The 18,991-nt window shown below is 54.4% G+C and carries 17 protein-coding genes; 8 read left to right on the top strand and 9 right to left on the bottom strand.

Features of this window, described 5'->3' with window-relative positions; genetic code table 11:
* Positions 1–52: 52 nt before the first annotated feature.
* The 5 genes from VW41_03835 to VW41_03815 form a co-directional block, all read right to left on the bottom strand.
* Entirely contained in the window at positions 53–1,252 is a 1,200-nt protein-coding gene (locus VW41_03835; protein ID AJZ88240.1) for a 1-deoxy-D-xylulose 5-phosphate reductoisomerase, read from the bottom strand.
* Positions 1,253–1,614: 362 nt separating this feature from the next.
* Positions 1,615–2,172: a ribosome recycling factor gene (gene frr / locus VW41_03830; protein ID AJZ88239.1), complete on the bottom strand. Its 558-nt coding sequence runs from the start codon at positions 2,170–2,172 to the stop codon at positions 1,615–1,617.
* A gap of 138 nt (positions 2,173–2,310) precedes the next feature.
* Complete coding sequence (locus VW41_03825; protein ID AJZ88238.1) at positions 2,311–3,036, bottom strand: uridylate kinase; 726 nt, start codon at positions 3,034–3,036, stop codon at positions 2,311–2,313.
* A gap of 147 nt (positions 3,037–3,183) precedes the next feature.
* Positions 3,184–4,035: an elongation factor Ts gene (tsf, locus tag VW41_03820; protein AJZ88237.1), complete on the bottom strand. Its 852-nt coding sequence runs from the start codon at positions 4,033–4,035 to the stop codon at positions 3,184–3,186.
* A 135-nt stretch (positions 4,036–4,170) separates the two neighbouring features.
* On the bottom strand, positions 4,171–4,896 hold the full coding sequence (locus VW41_03815) for a 30S ribosomal protein S2 (protein AJZ88236.1): 726 nt from the start codon (positions 4,894–4,896) through the stop codon (positions 4,171–4,173).
* Positions 4,897–5,210: 314 nt separating this feature from the next.
* Between VW41_03815 and VW41_03810 the strand changes: the two genes are divergently transcribed.
* The 4 genes from VW41_03810 (at position 5,211) to VW41_03795 (ending at position 10,164) form a co-directional block, all read left to right on the top strand.
* On the top strand, positions 5,211–6,005 hold the full coding sequence (locus tag VW41_03810; protein ID AJZ88235.1) for a methionine aminopeptidase: 795 nt from the start codon (positions 5,211–5,213) through the stop codon (positions 6,003–6,005).
* A 64-nt stretch (positions 6,006–6,069) separates the two neighbouring features.
* The gene (locus tag VW41_03805; protein AJZ88234.1) at positions 6,070–8,742 is read left to right on the top strand and encodes a protein-PII uridylyltransferase; all 2,673 of its coding nucleotides are present in this window, start codon (positions 6,070–6,072) and stop codon (positions 8,740–8,742) included.
* Between the two features lie 97 nt (positions 8,743–8,839).
* Positions 8,840–9,664, top strand: coding sequence for a 2,3,4,5-tetrahydropyridine-2,6-carboxylate N-succinyltransferase (gene dapD, locus VW41_03800; protein AJZ88233.1), 825 nt, complete (start codon positions 8,840–8,842; stop codon positions 9,662–9,664).
* A gap of 110 nt (positions 9,665–9,774) precedes the next feature.
* Positions 9,775–10,164, top strand: coding sequence for a hypothetical protein (locus tag VW41_03795; GenBank protein AJZ88232.1), 390 nt, complete (start codon positions 9,775–9,777; stop codon positions 10,162–10,164).
* Positions 10,165–10,222: 58 nt separating this feature from the next.
* On the opposite strand, the gene VW41_03790 is transcribed toward VW41_03795, so the two are convergent.
* Positions 10,223–11,665, bottom strand: a complete 1,443-nt coding sequence (locus VW41_03790; protein AJZ88231.1) for a serine endoprotease — start codon at positions 11,663–11,665, stop codon at positions 10,223–10,225.
* Between the two features lie 142 nt (positions 11,666–11,807).
* On the bottom strand, positions 11,808–13,322 hold the full coding sequence (gene dgt / locus VW41_03785; protein AJZ88230.1) for a deoxyguanosinetriphosphate triphosphohydrolase: 1,515 nt from the start codon (positions 13,320–13,322) through the stop codon (positions 11,808–11,810).
* A gap of 94 nt (positions 13,323–13,416) precedes the next feature.
* Between dgt and VW41_03780 the strand changes: the two genes are divergently transcribed.
* The 3 genes from VW41_03780 to VW41_03770 are packed head-to-tail and all read left to right on the top strand — an operon-like array spanning position 13,417 to position 15,551.
* Entirely contained in the window at positions 13,417–14,115 is a 699-nt protein-coding gene (locus VW41_03780) for a 5'-methylthioadenosine nucleosidase (GenBank protein AJZ91845.1), read from the top strand.
* Entirely contained in the window at positions 14,108–14,908 is an 801-nt protein-coding gene (locus VW41_03775) for a vitamin B12-transporter protein BtuF (protein ID AJZ88229.1), read from the top strand. The genes VW41_03780 and VW41_03775 overlap by 8 nt, the downstream gene beginning before the upstream one ends.
* Before the next feature lie 22 nt (positions 14,909–14,930).
* Complete coding sequence (locus VW41_03770; protein AJZ88228.1) at positions 14,931–15,551, top strand: hypothetical protein; 621 nt, start codon at positions 14,931–14,933, stop codon at positions 15,549–15,551.
* 50 nt (positions 15,552–15,601) lie between these two features.
* Here the strand turns inward: VW41_03770 and VW41_03765 are convergent, their stop codons facing one another.
* Together VW41_03765 and VW41_03760 are read right to left on the bottom strand one after the other, a co-directional pair.
* The gene (locus VW41_03765; GenBank protein AJZ88227.1) at positions 15,602–15,946 is read right to left on the bottom strand and encodes an iron-sulfur cluster insertion protein ErpA; all 345 of its coding nucleotides are present in this window, start codon (positions 15,944–15,946) and stop codon (positions 15,602–15,604) included.
* Positions 15,947–16,026: 80 nt separating this feature from the next.
* Positions 16,027–17,448 (bottom strand): H(+)/Cl(-) exchange transporter ClcA, encoded by a 1,422-nt coding sequence (locus VW41_03760; GenBank protein AJZ88226.1) that lies wholly within the window; start codon positions 17,446–17,448, stop codon positions 16,027–16,029.
* A gap of 177 nt (positions 17,449–17,625) precedes the next feature.
* Between VW41_03760 and VW41_03755 the strand changes: the two genes are divergently transcribed.
* Entirely contained in the window at positions 17,626–18,906 is a 1,281-nt protein-coding gene (locus VW41_03755; protein AJZ88225.1) for a glutamate-1-semialdehyde aminotransferase, read from the top strand.
* The last annotated feature ends 85 nt before the right edge of the window (positions 18,907–18,991 follow it).

The raw sequence follows: 18,991 nt of genomic DNA, 5'->3' as shown, positions 1-18,991 counted from the left end.
TATCACTGAAGCACAAAGCGAACAAATGGCGGCACTTCAGCCGGATGAATTATCACCGGCTTGCGAGGTGCATCACTTGTTTCCTGGCTATTTCACGAGCAACTGCATCCACACGAAGCACTTCATCCACACTTTGCGGCTCGGTTATGTTTATGTGATCCAGCACGCTGCGATTTAGCACTGCGATGTCGGTAAATCTCACTTGCTGATTCAGGAAAGCCTCAACGACGACTTCGTTTGCCGCATTAAGCGCGGTTGTCGCCGCCTGCCCTTGCGCACTCGCATCAATAGCTAACTTAAGGCATGGGTAGCGAACGAAGTCAGGTTCCATGAAGGTAAGTGAGCCGATTTTGCAGAAATCAAGCGGCGCGACGCCAGACTCAACGCGTGCCGGATAAGCCAACGCATGTGCAATAGGCGTACGCATGTCAGGCGCCCCAAGCTGGGCCAGCACGCTGCCATCGCGATAACGCACCATAGAATGAATGACAGACTGAGGATGAATCAGCACTTCCATTTGTGCAGCTGAAGCGTTAAACAGCCAACGGGCTTCAATGTATTCGAGACCTTTGTTCATCATGGTGGCAGAGTCGACGGAAATCTTACGCCCCATCGACCAGTTCGGGTGACTGCAAGCCTGATCCGGCGTCATCGCCGCCAGGTCTGCATAAGCCGTTTCCCGGAACGGGCCACCAGATCCGGTAAGGATAATAGACGACACGCCATTATCTTCGAGATTAGCGTATCCCAGGTTACGCTGGATTGTTTCCGGCATACTCTGAAAAATTGCGTTATGTTCGCTATCGATAGGCAACAATTGCGCCTTACTGCGCGTAACAGCTTCCATAAACAGCCGGCCACAGGTAATCAGCGACTCTTTGTTCGCCAGCAGGACCTGCTTGCCCGCAGAGATAGCGGCAAGCGTTGACGACAGCCCTGCCACGCCAACGATAGCGGCCATCACCTGATCCACTTCCCCTAGCGCAGCGACTTCACAAGCCGCTTGCTCACCTGCCATTACCTCTGTTTTACTCCCCTGCTCTTTCAGGGTACGTCGTACTTCAGCTGCCGCAGACTCACTGGCCATAACCGCATACTTCGGCGAGAATTCCAGGCACTGCTCAACCATTTTCCCGACATTGCTGCCCGCAACCAGAGCCGTAACGGCAAATTTTTCAGGATTATGACGAACGACGCTCAACGTGCTGACGCCAATAGAGCCGGTGGATCCAAGAATAGTGAGCTGCTTCATGAGGTACTCAGGGTCGTAAAATGAAGGATTAATGGCGCAATAGTTTGCGGCGCATAGCGCCCGTTGTCTACGCCTTTACTTGAGGTTTTTATAAAGCAAAACGCCGCCAGTAAACGCTTCGCAATCCGCGAGGGCTTACTGAACGGCGTTATACTCGTCATACTTCAAGCTGCAGGTGCGTGACCTGCATACGTCCATTTCAGCCACATAGTTAGCTATGCTCCTGAAGATGTCCGTCTTTGCCGCGTGATTCAGCCTTATGCCTCACCCCTTCGGGGCCAGCACCAGCGCTGTTCAAAACGAGCAAGCGTTTTGTCCTGCAACTCGAATTATCCAGAGTATATACACATAAGAAATGTGGATTAGAACTGCATCAACTCGGTTTCTTTTTCAGACAAAGCCGCATCCACTTTCTTGATGGCAGCATCGGTCAGCTTCTGCACGTCGTCCTGAGAACGGCGATCGTCGTCTTCGCTGATCTCTTTGTCTTTCAGCAGAGCTTTAACTTTGTCGTTAGCGTCACGGCGAACGTTACGTACTGCAACGCGTGCGCCTTCGGCTTCGCCACGTACCACTTTGATCAGGTCTTTACGACGCTCTTCGGTCAACGGTGGCAGTGGAACACGGATATCGGTACCCGCAGAGCTTGGGTTCAGACCGAGGTCAGAAGCCATGATCGCTTTCTCTACCGCCGGGCCCATGGAACGATCGAACACGTTGATCTTCAGGGTACGGGTATCTTCAACGGTGACGCTGGCCAGCTGACGCAGCGGCGTTGGCGTGCCGTAGTATTCTACGACGATGCCGTCCAGCAGGCTTGGAGAAGCGCGGCCGGTACGGATTTTGCTGATTTGGTTTTTAAACGCTTCGACGCATTTATCCATACGCACTTCAGCATCTTTTCTGATATCGCTAATCACGTTACGAATCCTTGAAAACTGGTTTAAGGCAGACCACGCTTATTCTCTGCAGCTATGACGCTGCAGGCTAAGTATAGCCCTGTTTATTCCTGGCTGTAGATAAAGCCAAATCTTACCCTGATTACAGGGCAACTGAAATTATTCAGTAATTAAAGTGCCTTCTTTCTCACCCATCACCACACGACGCAGCGCCCCCGGCTTGTTCATGTTGAACACGCGGATCGGTAATTTGTGGTCGCGAGCAAGGGTGAACGCGGCAAGATCCATAACTTTCAGCTCTTTATCAAGAACTTCAGTGTAGGTCAGCTGCTCGTACAATGTCGCAGCAGGATCTTTCACCGGATCGGCGGTAAACACGCCATCCACTTTGGTGGCTTTCAGTACCACGTCTGCTTCGATTTCGATCCCGCGCAGGCAGGCCGCAGAGTCCGTGGTAAAGAACGGGTTACCGGTACCGGCAGACAGGATAACTACGCGGTTAGCACGCAGCAGGCTGATCGCTTCTGCCCAGCTGTAGTTATCACAAACGCCATTCAATGGAATAGCGGACATCAGGCGGGCGTTCACATAGGCGCGGTGGAGCGCATCGCGCATCGCCAGGCCATTCATTACGGTCGCCAGCATGCCCATGTGGTCGCCCACGACGCGGTTCATGCCGGCTTTTGCCAGACCTGCACCACGGAATAAGTTGCCACCGCCGATTACCACCCCGACCTGAATGCCAAGTTCCACCAGCTCTTTAATTTCCTGAGCCATACGGTCCAGAATACTCGCGTCAATACCAAAGCCTTCTGTGCCTTGCAGAGCTTCGCCGCTCAGTTTGAGCAGAATACGTTTGTAGACGGGTTTTGCATTGGTAGCCATGTTTCTTTCCTGAGAACAGTCAACGAATGGGGGATGGTTAATTCTGGCGACATTCTGTCGCATTTCAGCCCGCTCGCCTAACGGAGCGCTCTGAAACTGTAAGGCTGGATAAAAAGGAACCGCCGGTTGGCGGTTCCTTTTAAACCATTAAGACTGCTTGGACATGGCAGCAACTTCTGCTGCAAAGTCAGTCTCAACTTTCTCGATACCTTCACCCACTTCGAAGCGGATGAAGTTAGTCACGTCAGCGTTGTGCTCTTTCAGCAGCTGAGCAACAGTTTTGCTTGGGTCCATTACGAACGGCTGACCAGTCAGAGAAACTTCGCCGGTGAATTTCTTCATGCGGCCTTCAACCATTTTCTCTGCGATTTCTTTTGGTTTACCGGACTGCATCGCGATGTCCAGCTGAACTTGGTACTCTTTCTCTACAACTTCTGCAGAAACGTCTTCAGGCTTAACGAACTCAGGCTTGCTTGCAGCGATGTGCATTGCCAGCTGTTTAACCAGCTCTTCATCAGCACCTTTAGCGGCAACCAGAACACCGATGCGTGCGCCGTGCTGGTAAGAACCCAGAACTTCGCCTTCCAGGGAAGAAACGCGACGGATGTTGATGTTCTCACCGATTTTAGCAACCAGTGCAACGCGCTCTTCTTCGAACTGCGCTTTCAGAACTTCAACGTCGGTGATTTTGCCAGCTACTGCTGCGTCCAGAACTTTGTTAGCAAACGCCTGGAAACCGCCGTCTTTAGCAACGAAGTCGGTCTGGCAGTTAACTTCCAGAATCACGCCGTAGTTGCCGTCGATCTTAGTGATGATCACGCCGTCAGCAGCAACGTTGCCTGCTTTTTTAGCCGCTTTGATAGCACCGGATTTACGCATGTTCTCGATTGCCAGTTCGATGTCACCGTTGGCTTCGGTCAGCGCTTTTTTACAATCCATCATGCCAGCGCCAGTACGCTCACGCAGCTCTTTTACCAGGGATGCGGTAATTTCAGCCATTCTAAAATCCTCGGAGATGTTGCCTGCCCGGCACGTTGGCCAGACGGGCTTAAAAGTGAAAAAGGGGCCATAAAAAGGCCCCTAACCAAACTAGATACTACCTGGTTAAATAAGGGCTCTAATGAGCGTGCCTTATTATTCTGCTTCTACGAAGCTTTCTTCCGCCTGGGAAGCCAGATCCTGAGAACGGCCTTCACGAACGGTTGCAGCTACAGCGCCCAGGTACAGGCTAACAGCACGGATAGCATCGTCGTTACCAGGGATAACGAAATCAACACCGTCCGGATCAGAGTTGGTATCAACGATAGCAAATACTGGGATACCCAGGTTGTTTGCTTCTTTGATAGCGATGTGCTCGTGATCGGCATCGATAACAAACAGTGCGTCCGGCAGGCCGCCCATGTCTTTGATACCGCCCAGGCTGTTTTCCAGCTTGTCCAGCTCACGAGTGCGCATCAGCGCTTCTTTCTTAGTCAGCTTGTCGAAAGTACCGTCTTGAGCCTGAGTTTCCAGGTCTTTCAGACGTTTGATGGACTGACGAACGGTTTTCCAGTTAGTCAGCATGCCGCCCAACCAGCGATGGTTCACGAAGAACTGATCGCAGCTGTTAGCAGCGTCTTTCACCGCTTCGCTTGCAGCGCGTTTAGTACCAACGAAAAGGATTTTGCCTTTGCGAGAAGAAATCTTGTTCAGTTCAGCCAGAGCTTCGTTGAACATTGGTACAGTTTTCTCAAGGTTGATGATGTGAACCTTGTTACGTGCGCCGAAGATGAAAGGCTTCATTTTCGGGTTCCAGTAACGGGTCTGGTGACCAAAGTGAACACCAGCCTTGAGCATGTCGCGCATGGAAACAGTAGCCATGTTTTAAAACCTCTATATAAAGTATGGGGTTATGCCTCCACGTATCCCATATTGCCGACCCCAAAGGGCACCCCGGAATATGTGTCGATACGTGTGTGTTATTTACACAAAGTGAGCGTATTTGGCTGTACCCGAAAAATCGGAATACAAGTCCGGCGCGCTTTATACCATAAACGGCGCTCAGACTCCAATAGTTGTTGCCGTGATACGCACTTGATGATTCTCAATTTTGCAGGGAGACGCCCCCCCTGATACCATTACGGCAACTTCCCTGCTCATTTCATGTCGACGTTATCGACATCTGCGGATCTGATATGGCAATTTCAATTAAGACACCTGAAGAAATCGAAAAAATGCGCGTCGCTGGCCGCCTGGCTGCCGAAGTGCTGGAAATGATCGAATCCCACGTTAAACCGGGCATTACCACCGGCGAGCTGGATCGCATCTGTAATGATTACATCGTGAATGAACAGCAGGCCATTTCCGCCTGCCTGGGCTATCACGGCTTCCCAAAATCCGTCTGCATCTCCATCAACGAAGTGGTTTGCCACGGCATTCCGGACGATGAAAAAGCGCTGAAAGACGGCGATATCGTCAACATCGACGTTACCGTTATCAAAGATGAATACCACGGCGACACCTCCAAAATGTTCATCGTGGGCAAACCAACGATTCTCGGCGAGCGTCTCTGCCGCATCACCCAGGAAAGCCTCTATCTGGCGCTGCGCATGGTGAAACCAGGTATCCGCCTGCGCACCCTTGGCGCGGCAATTCAGAAGTTCGTTGAAGCAGAAGGTTTCTCCGTAGTGCGTGAGTACTGTGGCCACGGCATTGGCCGCGTGTTCCATGAAGAACCGCAGGTACTTCACTATGATGCAGACGACGGCGGCGTTGTTCTTCAGCCGGGCATGACCTTCACTATTGAACCGATGGTCAACGCCGGTGATTACCGCATTCGCACCATGAAAGACGGCTGGACGGTGAAAACCAAAGATCGCAGCTTGTCTGCTCAATACGAGCATACTATTGTGGTGACGGAGAACGGCTGCGAGATTATGACCCTGCGTAAAGATGACACCATCCCAGCAGTAATTTCGCACAACGAATGATGCCCTGACGTCAGTCAGCAATCTAAGCCGGCCCTGAGCCGGCTTTTTTTATGGGTAGCGCACAATGAGTCCAGCTTTGCCAGAGCAGTTTGCCAACACCACCGAACCCGAGATCTCCGGCCAGCCGGACTATCCAAACAGCTGGCAGGAAGCCGAACTTAATTGCGCGGACATCAAGTCGCACTTAGACACCTTCCAGAAATGGCTGGGTAAGGCCTTCGATAGCGGCGTTTCCGCTGAACGGCTGATTGAAGCCCGCACCGAATTTATCGACCAGTTGCTCCAGCGGCTGTGGATTGCCTACGGCTTTGCTGATGTTCCAGAAGCGGCGCTGGTTGCCGTGGGCGGCTACGGCCGCGCAGAGCTTCACCCGCTGTCGGATATCGACCTGCTGATCCTGAGCCGAAAACGGCTGACGGACGCCCAGGCGCAGAGTATCGGTGAGCTGCTGACCCTGCTTTGGGACGTGAAGCTGGAAGTGGGCCACAGCGTACGCACGCTGGAAGAGTGCCTGCTGGAAGGCTTATCAGACCTGACCGTCGCCACTAACCTCATCGAATCTCGCTTGTTGATTGGCGACGTCGCCCTGTTCCTCGAGCTCCAGAAACATATCTTCAGCGAGGGCTTCTGGCCATCAGCAAAGTTCTTTGCCGCCAAGGTTGAAGAGCAAAACGAGCGTCACCAGCGCTATCACGGCACCAGCTACAACCTTGAGCCCGACATCAAAAGCAGCCCCGGCGGCCTGCGTGACATTCACACGCTGCAGTGGGTTGCCCGCCGTCACTTCGGCGCAACCTCCATGGGCGAAATGGTAGACTTTGGCTTCCTGACCGAAGCGGAGCGCAAAGAGCTTGATGAATGCCAGCATTTATTGTGGCGCATTCGCTTTGCCCTGCACCTGGAAGTCAATCGCTACGACAACCGGCTGCTGTTTGATCGCCAGCTTAGCGTGGCTCAGCGCCTGCATTACAGCGGCGAAGGCAACGAGCCGGTCGAACACATGATGAAGGACTTCTACCGCGTCACCCGCCGCGTGGGTGAACTGAATCAAATGCTTTTGCAGCTTTTCGACGAAGCCATCCTGGCGCTGGACGCCAGCGAAAAACCGCGCCCGCTGGATGATGACTTCCAGCTGCGCGGCACGCTGATTGATCTGCGGGACGAAACCCTCTTTATGCGCGAGCCGCAGGCTATTCTGCGCATGTTTTACATGATGGTGCGTAACCGCGACATTACCGGCATTTACTCTACAACGCTGCGCCACCTCCGCCATGCCCGCCGTCACCTGACCCAACCGCTGTGCTACATTCCAGAAGCCCGCGAGCTGTTTCTGGTGATGCTGCGTCACCCCGGCGCGGTAAGCCGTGCGCTGGTGCCGATGCATCGCCATAGCGTGCTGTGGGCCTATATGCCGCAGTGGTCGCACATTGTCGGCCAGATGCAGTTTGACCTGTTCCACGCCTACACCGTGGATGAACACACTATTCGCGTTCTGCAAAAGCTGGAAAGCTTCGCGAAAGAAGAAACGCGCGCGAAGCACCCGCTGTGTGTCGATCTCTGGCCGCGTCTTTCCCATCCTGAGCTGATCTTAATCGCCGCCCTCTTTCACGATATCGCCAAAGGGCGTGGCGGCGATCATTCCGTGCTGGGCGCGCAGGACGTGCTGAAGTTTGCCGAGCTTCATGGCCTGAACTCCCGGGAAACCCAGTTGGTTGCGTGGCTGGTCCGCCAGCATTTGCTGATGTCCGTCACGGCCCAGCGCCGTGATATTCAGGATCCTGAAGTCATTAAGCAGTTTGCCGAAGAGGTTCAGACCGAAAACCGTCTGCGTTATCTGGTTTGCCTGACGGTGGCGGATATCTGTGCCACTAACGAAACGCTGTGGAACAGCTGGAAGCAGAGCCTGCTGCGTGAACTGTACTTTGCCACTGAGAAACAGCTGCGCCGCGGGATGCAAAACAGTCCGGATATGCGCGAACGCGTTCGTCACCATCAGCTTCAGGCGCTTGCGCTGCTGCGGATGGACAACATTAATGAGGAAGCCCTGCACCACATCTGGGCACGCTGCCGGGCGAACTATTTTGTTCGCCATACGCCAAACCAGATAGCCTGGCATGCCCGGCACTTACTGAAGCACGATCTCAGCCAGCCGATGATCCTGCTTAGCCCGCAGGCAACGCGCGGCGGCACAGAGATCTTTATCTGGAGCCCCGACAGGCCTTATCTGTTTGCCGCCGTCTGTGCCGAACTCGACCGCCGTAACCTCAGCGTTCACGATGCGCAGATCTTCACCACCCGCGACGGTATGGCGATGGACACCTTTATCGTGCTTGAGCCCGACGGCAGCCCGCTGTCTGTCGATAGGCACAATATTATTCGCCACAGCCTCGAACAAGCGATCACCCAGACGACCTGGCAGCCACCGCAGCCGCGTCGCCAGTCGGCAAAACTGCGCCACTTTACCGTCGATACCGAAGTTAACTTCCTGCCAACGCACACCGACAGACGAACATTCCTTGAGCTGATTGCGCTCGATCAGCCAGGCCTTTTGGCAAGGGTGGGCGAAGTGTTCGCCGACCTCGGTATTTCGCTCTATGGGGCGAGAATTACGACAATTGGTGAGCGAGTAGAAGATTTATTTATAATCGCGACCGCAGACCGGCGTGCACTTAATAATGTGCTCCAGCAGGAAGTGCAGCAACGGTTGACAGCGGCCCTTAATCCAAACGATAAATAACGGTCTTTTATTTTTTACCTTTTTAGCCCGCGAGCGACAGTCAAGTTGATTGTCGCCCAAAAGGTGAAAGGTAAGTCACAATCAGGAAATGTTCATCATGCAGCAGCTACAAAATGTAATCGAATCCGCTTTCGAGCGTCGCGCCGAGATCACCCCGGCAAATGTTGATACCGTGACCCGCGAAGCGGTAAATCAGGTGATTGCCCTGCTCGACAGCGGTGCGCTGCGCGTTGCTGAAAAAATTGATGGCCAGTGGGTTACCCACCAGTGGCTGAAGAAGGCGGTACTGCTTTCTTTCCGCATTAACGACAACAAAGTGATCGAAGGCGCCGAAAGCCGCTATTTCGATAAAGTCCCGATGAAATTCGCCGACTACGACGAAGCGCGTTTCCAGAAAGAAGGTTTCCGCGTTGTGCCACCGGCGGCAGTACGCCAGGGCGCGTTCATCGCACGTAACACCGTGCTGATGCCTTCCTACGTGAATATCGGTGCTTATGTGGATGAAGGCACCATGGTCGACACCTGGGCGACCGTAGGCTCTTGTGCGCAGATCGGTAAAAACGTTCACCTGTCCGGCGGTGTCGGCATTGGTGGCGTGCTCGAGCCGCTGCAGGCCAACCCAACCATCATTGAAGACAACTGCTTCATCGGCGCGCGTTCCGAAGTGGTTGAAGGCGTGATTGTTGAAGAGGGTTCCGTTATCTCCATGGGCGTTTACATCGGCCAGAGCACCCGTATCTATGACCGTGAAACCGGTGAAGTCCACTATGGCCGTGTACCAGCAGGCTCCGTTGTCGTTTCTGGCAACCTGCCTTCGAAAGACGGTTCGTACAGCCTGTACTGTGCGGTGATTGTGAAGAAAGTAGACGCCAAAACCCGCGGTAAGGTGGGCATCAACGAACTGCTGCGCACCATCGACTAAGTTTTTTGCACCAAAAGGCGGGTTATCCCGCCTTTTTTGCATCTGGCACTAGCGGAAAAGGAATTTTCCGTTAACTCTCTAATGGTTATTGATATTTAAGGGTACCGCTTATGTACGATAATTTAAAAAGTCTGGGTATTACCAATCCTGATGAAATCGATCGTTACAGCCTCCGGCAGGAAGCCAACAACGATATCCTGAAAGTCTATTTCCAGAAGGATAAGGGCGAGTTTTTTGCCAAAAGCGTGAAGTTTAAATACCCACGCCAGCGCAAAACCGTGGTTGCCGATGGCGTAGGCCAGGGCTACAAAGAAGTGCAGGAGATAAGCCCCAACCTGCGCTATGTCATCGATGAACTCGATCAGCTTTGCCAGCGCGATCGCACCGAAGTCGATCTGAAGCGTAAGATCCTCGACGATCTGCGCCACCTCGAATCCGTGGTGACCAACAAGATCAGCGAAATTGAATCCGATCTGGAAAAACTGACCCGCAACAAGTAGTTCAGAAAGCCATAAAAAAAGGGCCGCGTTTGCGGCCCTTTTTAATGCTACACAGAGATTACTGCATCAGCAGGTAAATCGACGAATCACCACGCTGAATGCTCAGCGCCATCACCGACGGCTTGCTGTCCATCACCTTACGCAGCTCAGCGATGTTGTTCACTGCCTGCTGGTTTACGCCAACAATGATGTCACCTTTTTTCAGGCCAATACGCGCTGCCGGGGTATTCGGCTTCACGCTGGTGACCTGCACACCTTTCTGATCTTTACCACCGCGGTTACTCATCTCGGCGCCTTCGATACCGGTGAAGATAGTGGCGGCATCAACCTGGTTCTGAGTGCTTTGCTGCAGTTCCAGACTCACTGTAACTGGCTTACCGTCGCGCAGCAGGCCCAGCGAAATTTTGCTGCCCACCGGCATAGAACCCACTTCTGCACGCAGCGCCGCAAAGCTGCTGATAGGCTTATTATTCAGGGAAGCAATCACATCCCCGGCCTTAATGCCCGCTTTCGCTGCGGAGGAGTTAGGCATAACCTGGCTGACAAACGCGCCGCGCTGGGCGTCGACTTTCATCGCTTTCGCCAGTTCGGAGTTCAGCTCAGTGCCCATAATCCCCAGCTCGCCGCGACGGACCTGACCGTACTGCACCATCTGAGCGGTCAGGTTTTTCACCATGTTACTCGGGATAGCAAAGCCGATACCGATGTTACCGCCGTCCGGGGCCAGAATCGCCGTGTTGATACCGATAAGCTCGCCGTTCAGGTTAACCAGCGCCCCGCCGGAGTTACCGCGGTTGATAGCGGCATCGGTCTGGATAAAGTTCTCGTAGTTTTCCACGTTCAGGCCGCTACGGCCCAGCGCAGAAACAATACCGGAGGTCACGGTTTCGCCCAGACCATATGGGTTACCGATGGCTACGGTGTAGTCCCCCACGCGCAGCGCGTCGGAGTCGGCAATTTTGATCGCCGTCAGGTTTTTAGGATCCTGCAGCTGAATAAGCGCGATATCGGAGCGCGGGTCTTTACCCACCACTTTGGCGTCAAACTTACGGCCATCGCTCAGCTGAACTTTAATCACGTTAGCGTTATCGACTACGTGGTTGTTGGTCACGACATAGCCTTTCGCAGCATCAATAATTACCCCAGAACCCAGGGCCATAAACTTCTGCTGCTGGCTGCCACCGTCACCCCCGCCCTGAGCGCCACCGCCCTGGCAGAAAGGTGAACTCTGGAACGGCGAACCGTCCTGGCAGAACGGTGAGTTATCACCGAAGAATTGCTGGAAATTACGCCCCATACGCGGAGTATTTACCGTTGTGCTCCCTTCAACGTTGATACTCACCACTGAAGGCATAACCTGCTCCAGCATCGGCGCAAGGCTCGGCAGCGGCTGCGCAGCAGATGCGGAAGAGGCCGTCTCAGCGGCGGAGGCAGACATCGGACTCAGCGCCAAACCCAGACTAAGAGCCAGCGCACTCATTGCTAACGTGGTTTTTTTCATGGAATCATCTCAACTTTCAAATAACGCAAAATTGCTGTGTTGGTACACCATTCAGAGTGAAGTTTACGCGCTAAGTTCAGCGCTTAAGTGCATGGAAAAAGTAAAAATTTATTGTCCATCTTTACAAAACTCCCGAGAAAACTCACTCCACCGCCATCAGGCGTCGATACTCATCCCAGGCATATAAATCGGTCATTCCGCTGATGTAATCCTGAATAAGCCTTGCACGGAAATAGTATTCCCACACCGAAAAATCAAGGCTTGACGGGTGCAAAGCGTTCACCGCTTCCACATAAGCAAGCCTATGTTTAGTTGAAAGTTTGTGGAAAAGTCGTGATTCAATAGGCAGACGGCGCAGGCTTTCCTTATCCACCAGCTCCGTGAAGTCTTCCGTTGAAAGCTCGAGTAAGGGACTGTAAATATCCAGTAAACCGCTAATAACCCGATAGCCCTGCAGCTCCAGTTGTTCAATATCCGGGTGGCTAAAGACCTGGCGCACGGCCACCTGCTTGTAAAGCTCCAGCAGCCGGGCAAACGGGCTGTCGTCCTCCAGCAATGCATGATTAAATTCGCCGTCGTAAATCTCCGGTAAATTATCGATAAAACGCTGGGCGGCATACGGCGCCAGTTTGTTTAGCGTATTAACGCGCAGGTACATGAAGAACTGGTCTTCCGCACTGCGGCGCATTTGGTTGGTACGCGATTTTTCCCAGGCATCGATGACCACCAGTTCAAAGAGATCGCCTTTTTCCCGCTCGCCCCAGGACTCACTAAGATGCTGATAAAGCTGCTCGACGCTGAAAATACGCTTCTCAACGGCATCTTCGAGATCCGCCACGCAGTAGGAAATGTCGTCCGCCGCCTCCATGATCCAGGTCAGCGGAAAGCGGCTGTACTCACCCAGGTTCAGCTCTTTACGCAGGCGGCCGATGTACCCTTCTTCCGACAAATAAAAGCCCGGCTTCTTCATGAGATAAGCGTGGCTTGCCGGAGGGGTTTGTGCAAACCAGGCCGGGCGGGTGTATTTGAGGATGCAGCCGACCTGTGCCCAGGTCAGGTTCATGCGCAGCAGGCTGTGCACCAGCCGGATGCCTTGCGCATTTCCTTCAAAATGGCACAAGTCCTGGCGAACTTTGCTGCGTAAGGTATTTAACCCCTCTTCGCCTTCACGTAGCCGGAGCACATCCACTTTGCAGCGATCGTCACTGTGGGGCTGCCCGCCGCTATCTTTCGGCTGCAGGCGCTGGCGGAACCAGTCGTTAATCGCCGACTCGCCAAAATGACCAAACGGCGGATTGCCGATGTCGTGCATCAGGCAGGCCATTTCCACTATGCTTTCAAACGGGCCGGTTAGCTCATCGAGACCATATTTTTCCAGCGCCTTCTGCTCTTTCAGGCGGCTGAGGATCTCCTTGGCAATGTAGCGCCCGACCTGCTGCACCTCCAGCGAATGGGTAAGACGGGTGCGCACGGCGGCATTACGCTCAAGCGGGAAAACCTGCGTTTTCTGCTGCAGGCGGCGGATTGCGGGAGAATTAATGATCCTGCCGCGATCGCTTTCGAAGATACGCAAGATCTCAAGTTCGCTCTTCTCTCCTTCGGGCGAGCGGAAGCGTCGATGCCAGTTAATTTTTTTGCGGAAGTCTATTTCGCTCATGCCCACTCCTGTTCCGTTGATAAGGAGACTGTTTGCCATGATAGACTATGCCCCGAAAATCGAGTCATGTTCCACCACATTAGCGAGTATCTCTATGAAAGCAGGCATTATTGGTGCAATGGAAGAAGAAGTTACGCTGCTGCGTGACAAAATCGAAAACCGTCACACTCTGAGCATCGCCGGTTGCGAAATTTATACCGGGACGCTGAACGGCGTTGAAGTGGCGCTGCTGAAGTCCGGCATCGGCAAAGTTTCCGCGGCCATGGGTGCTACGCTGCTGCTGGAACACTGCAAACCGGACGTGATAATCAATACTGGTTCAGCCGGTGGCCTGGCGCCAACGCTGAAAGTGGGCGATATCGTGGTGTCCGATGAAGTGCGTTATCACGACGCCGATGTCACCGCTTTCGGTTACGAGTATGGCCAGATGGCGGGCTGCCCGGCGGCTTTTGTTGCCGATAAAAAGCTTATCGAGGCAGCAGAAACCTGCATTAAAGAGCTTGATCTGCACGCGGTTCGCGGCCTGATCGTCAGCGGCGATGCGTTTATTAACGGCTCCGTAGCGCTGGCAAAAATTCGCCACAACTTCCCGCAGGCGGTTGCGGTTGAAATGGAAGCGACGGCCATCGGTCACGTATGCCAAAACTTCAACACGCCGTTTGTGGTTGTGCGCGCCATCTCCGACGTGGCCGATCAGCAATCTCACCTGAGCTTTGAAGAGTTCCTGGCCGTTGCCGCGAAACAATCCACCCTGATGGTGGAAAAACTGGTTCAGCATCTGGCTCGTGGCTAAGTTCGCCTCATGGCGCGGGGGTGTTGCCCTGCTCCTTTGCCTCCCGGCGCTGCTTTTTGCGGCGCCTAGGGTTATCTCGCTCTCCCCCGCAAATACTGAACTGGCGTTCGCGGCCGGTATCACTCCGGTTGCGGTGAGCGCTTACTCTGATTACCCGCCACAGGCAAAACAGATTGAACAGTTAGCTAACTGGCAGGGCGTGAATTTCGAGCGCATTGTCGCCCTGAAACCGGACGCAGTACTTGCCTGGCGCGGAGGTAACCCGGACAGGCAGGTGAACCAACTGGTTTCGCTGGGCATTAAGGTCATCTGGCTCGATCCTAAAAGCGTCGCCGACGTTGAGGCCGCACTGCGCCAGCTCGCGCCGCTAAGCCCCACGCCCGAAAAGGCAATCAAAGCGGCTGACACACTCTCCAGCGAGTTCGCCGCGCTAAAAGCTCGCTACGGCCATAGCCAAAGCAAAAAAGTGTTCCTCCAGTTCAGCCAGCAGCCACTGTTTACTACCAGCAAAGATTCCATTCAGAACGAAGTGGTTGAGCTTTGCGGTGGCCGCAATATTTTTGCCGACAGCCGGGTTCCCTGGCCGCAGGTCAGTCGCGAACAGGTTCTGACGCGCCAGCCACAGGCTATTATTATTTCGGGCGATGCGAGCAATATTCCGTCGGTACAGCAGTTCTGGAGTAATCAGTTGAAAGTTCCGGTTATTGCCGTGAATGATGACTGGTTTACTCGCTCAGGCCCGCGTATTATCCTCGCCGCAAAACAGCTCTGCGAAGAGCTGGCGAAAGCTTAACGTCACGCTCTGAGGGTCATAAATGCTGGTCTATTGGCTGGATATTGTCGGTACCGCCGTGTTCGCTATTTCCGGCGTTTTGTTGGCCGGGAAGCTGCGGATGGATCCCTTTGGCGTGCTGGTTCTTGGGGTGGTTACCGCGGTAGGCGGAGGAACGATCCGCGATATGGCGTTGGCCAACGGTCCGGTATTCTGGGTGAAAGATCCCACGGACCTTGTGGTCGCCATGGTGACCTGCATGCTGACTATAGTCCTGGTGCGCCAGCCGCGACGTTTACCTAAATGGGTGCTTCCCGTGTTGGATGCCGTCGGCCTGGCGGTGTTTGTTGGTATCGGCGTCAATAAAGCGTTTCTGGCGCATGCCAGCCCGCTAGTGGCGATTTGCATGGGCGTTGTGACCGGCGTAGGTGGGGGGATTATTCGTGACGTACTGGCCCGTGAAGTCCCGATGATTCTGCGTACCGAGATTTACGCCACCGCCTGTATTATCGGCGGCATTGTTCACGCGACGGCCTATCACACCTTTAACGTTCCACTCGAGCAAGCCAGCATGATTGGTATGGTGGTTACGCTGGCGATTCGCCTCGCGGCCATCCGCTGGCATCTAAAACTGCCGACCTTTGCGCTAACTGACCGACAATAGCGATAAAAAAAGCCGCGTATCAAACGCGGCTTTTTTATTTCAGCAACTCATCAGATGCTGAAGGAGGAACCGCACCCGCAGGTGCTTTTCGCGTTCGGGTTAGTCACCACGAAGCGGGAGCCTTCCAGGCCTTCGCTGTAATCCACCGCGCCACCGACCAGATATTGCAGGCTCATCGGATCCACAACCAGAGCAACGCCCTGCTTCTCGATGGTCATGTCGCCGTCGTTGATCTGGTCGTCAAAGGTAAAGCCATACTGGAAGCCGCTGCAACCACCACCGGTGATATAGACGCGAAGTTTCAGATTAGGGTTCTCTTCGTCTGCAATCAGACTTTTCACTTTATTGGCTGCTGCTTCGGTAAACTGCAGCGGCAGCGCTACGTCATCACTCATTTTTTGCTCCCAACAATTAACAAGTCGGGCAGAAAACAACCCGCACTTTTGCGGCATTATCTAATACCCGAGTAATTCGTTCAAGTATTCTGCCCGGCGGAAGCCTGCTCGCCCGCTCGCGCTTTCTCAGCTTCTTGTTTTGCCAGGGTTCTTGCCAGAATCACCGAGTATAGCGGTTTCCCGCCCAGAAATTGTGCCAACAGTGTCGCCCCAAGGCAGGTGATAATCATTGGCAGAATGAGCTGGTAATTATCCGTCATCTCAAGCACCAGCACGATAGCCGTTAACGGAGCGCGCAGTGAGGCCGCGAGCAGCGCCCCCATTCCCGCAATCGCAAAGGTGCCCATATCCAGATGATACGCAGGGAACCAGGCCGCACAAGCCGTACCAAATGCCGTGCCAAGCAGCGTACCCAGCGCCAGCATCGGGGCAAAAATACCGCCCGGTGCGCCGGAGGAAAAACAGAGCAAAGTGGTGATGACGCGGGCCACGAACAGGAACAACAGCATGCCGATGGTGTAATTCCCCACGGCCGCAATCGGGATAAGGCTAAATCCGCCGCCGGATGCCGCCTGCTGGATAAGCCCCAGTACGCCACAAAGCCCGCCAATGAGCCCACCGATCAGCACCCACTTCTTAATATTGCCGCCGTGAATGCGCTGGAACATATCCTGAGCGCCGATCACCAGCCGGTTAAACACCACGCCGACAATGCCAAAGATCATGCCGAGGATCAGATACAACCACAGCGTGTTGACCGGCGCATCCGCCAGCTTGCCGACCTGAATCACCGTCGTTTCGGTATTGAAGATACGGAACACGATGCTCGACATGATCACCCCGATAAACACTGCTTTTATCGAAATCAGGTTGTAGCGGAACTGGGTGCGCATCTCTTCGATGATAAACAGGATCCCGGCCAGAGGCGCATTAAACGCCGCAGATAGCCCGGCAGCAGCACCGGTTGCCAGCAGCGAATGACGGGCTTCAGCACCTTTCATGCGGAAGATGTCCGTCACCATTCGCCCTATATTGCCGCCAAGCTGAACGGTCGGCCCTTCGCGCCCCAGTACCATTCCCGCGCCGAGCGTGCCCATCCCGCCAATGAACTTCACCGGGATCACACGCCACCAGCGCACGGGCCGCAAATCTTCCAGCGCCCCTTCGATTTCAGGAATGCCCGAACCACCGGCTTCAGGCGCAAAACGGCGTACCAGAAAGTAACCCACCATCGCCAGCAGCGCCGAACTGATAAACGCCAGCGGCCACACCAGCCAGGCGCTGTCCGCGACCTGTGCCAGCATACCGATGCGGTGCTGAAGCACCCAATTAACCGATTTTTCAAACGCCACGCCGACCAGGCCCGCCAGAGTGCCTACCACCGCGGCCATCAGTAAAATCATTAGCGGCATTTTATCCTGGCCAATCAGGCGGCGCAGAATAGCCCCGCGACGCTGTTTGACGCTTTGCGCCTGATCGAGAGAATTATGGGCTAAATTCATGGGTTCGAACCGTTTAGTCATACAAATAAGGCGGGCATTTTACCCACAGAAAAGACCTTCGTCTTATTAAATTAGCTAATAAACCGTAACGTTTGATTTGGGCAAATATTTCAACGCGGGGCAGGTTTCACATAGAATAGCCCGCTGTCACCATTTCCACGAATCAGGAGCCGATTCATGAGTAAGTCTGAAAACCTGTACGCCGCAGCCCGCCAGGTCATTCCCGGCGGCGTTAACTCTCCGGTACGCGCCTTTACCGGCGTAGGCGGGGTGCCTCTGTTTATCGAGCGTGCGGACGGGGCTTACCTGTATGACGCAGACGGTAAAGCCTATATCGATTACGTTGGCTCATGGGGCCCAATGGTACTCGGCCACAACCACCCGGCGATTCGCAATGCGGTCATCGAAGCCGTTGAGCGCGGCCTGAGCTTTGGCGCGCCCACTGAGATGGAAGTGAAAATGGCGGAGCTGGTTACCGAGCTGGTGCCAACCATGGACATGGTTCGTATGGTGAACTCCGGCACCGAAGCCACCATGAGCGCTATCCGGCTTGCCCGCGGCTACACGGGCCGGGACAAAATCATTAAATTCGAAGGCTGCTACCACGGCCACGCAGACTGCCTGCTGGTTAAAGCCGGTTCCGGCGCACTGACCCTCGGCCAGCCGAACTCTCCGGGCGTACCGGCCGACTTTGCGAAGCACACGCTGACCTGCACCTATAACGATCTGGCCTCCGTGCGCGAAGCCTTTGAGCAATATCCTCAGGATGTGGCCTGTATCATCGTTGAACCCGTCGCGGGCAACATGAACTGTATCCCTCCGCACGCGGACTTCTTGCCGGGTCTGCGCACGCTGTGCGACGAATTCGGTGCGCTGCTGATCATTGATGAAGTGATGACCGGCTTCCGCGTGGCGCTGGCGGGCGCTCAGTCTTACTACGACGTAGAGCCAGACCTGACCTGCCTCGGTAAAATCATCGGCGGCGGGATGCCGGTCGGCGCCTTCGGTGGCCGCCGTGAAATCATGGACGCGCTGGCCCCAACCGGCCCGGTTTACCAGGCGGGTACGCTGTCCGGTAACCCTATCGCTATGGCGGCTGGCTTCGCCTGCCTGACCGAAGTATCGCAGCCTGGCATTCACCAGACCCTGACCGAACTGACGGAAATGCTGGCTAATGGCCTGCTGAATGCAGCGAAAGCAGAGCACATCCCGCTGGTGGTGAATAACGTCGGCGGCATGTTCGGCCTGTTCTTTACCGATGCCGAAACCGTGACCTGCTATAAAGACGTGGTTGCGTGCGACGTTGAGCGCTTCAAGCGCTTCTTCCACCTGATGCTGGAAGAAGGCGTATACCTTGCGCCGTCAGCGTTTGAGGCAGGCTTTATGTCCGTGGCACATAGCAAGGAAGATATTCAGCGAACCATCGACGCCGCGCGCCGCGTGTTCGCGAAGCTGTAATCTTTTCCCTCACCCAGGCAGGGTGAGGGGGAAAATAGCTGATTTATGCTCAATGCAATCCCCTCTTCCCTGTGGGAAGAGGGTT

Source organism: Klebsiella michiganensis (assembly GCA_000963575.1).
Lineage (GTDB): Bacteria > Pseudomonadota > Gammaproteobacteria > Enterobacterales > Enterobacteriaceae > Cedecea > Cedecea michiganensis_A.
This window is presented reverse-complemented; position numbering and strand designations above follow the sequence as displayed.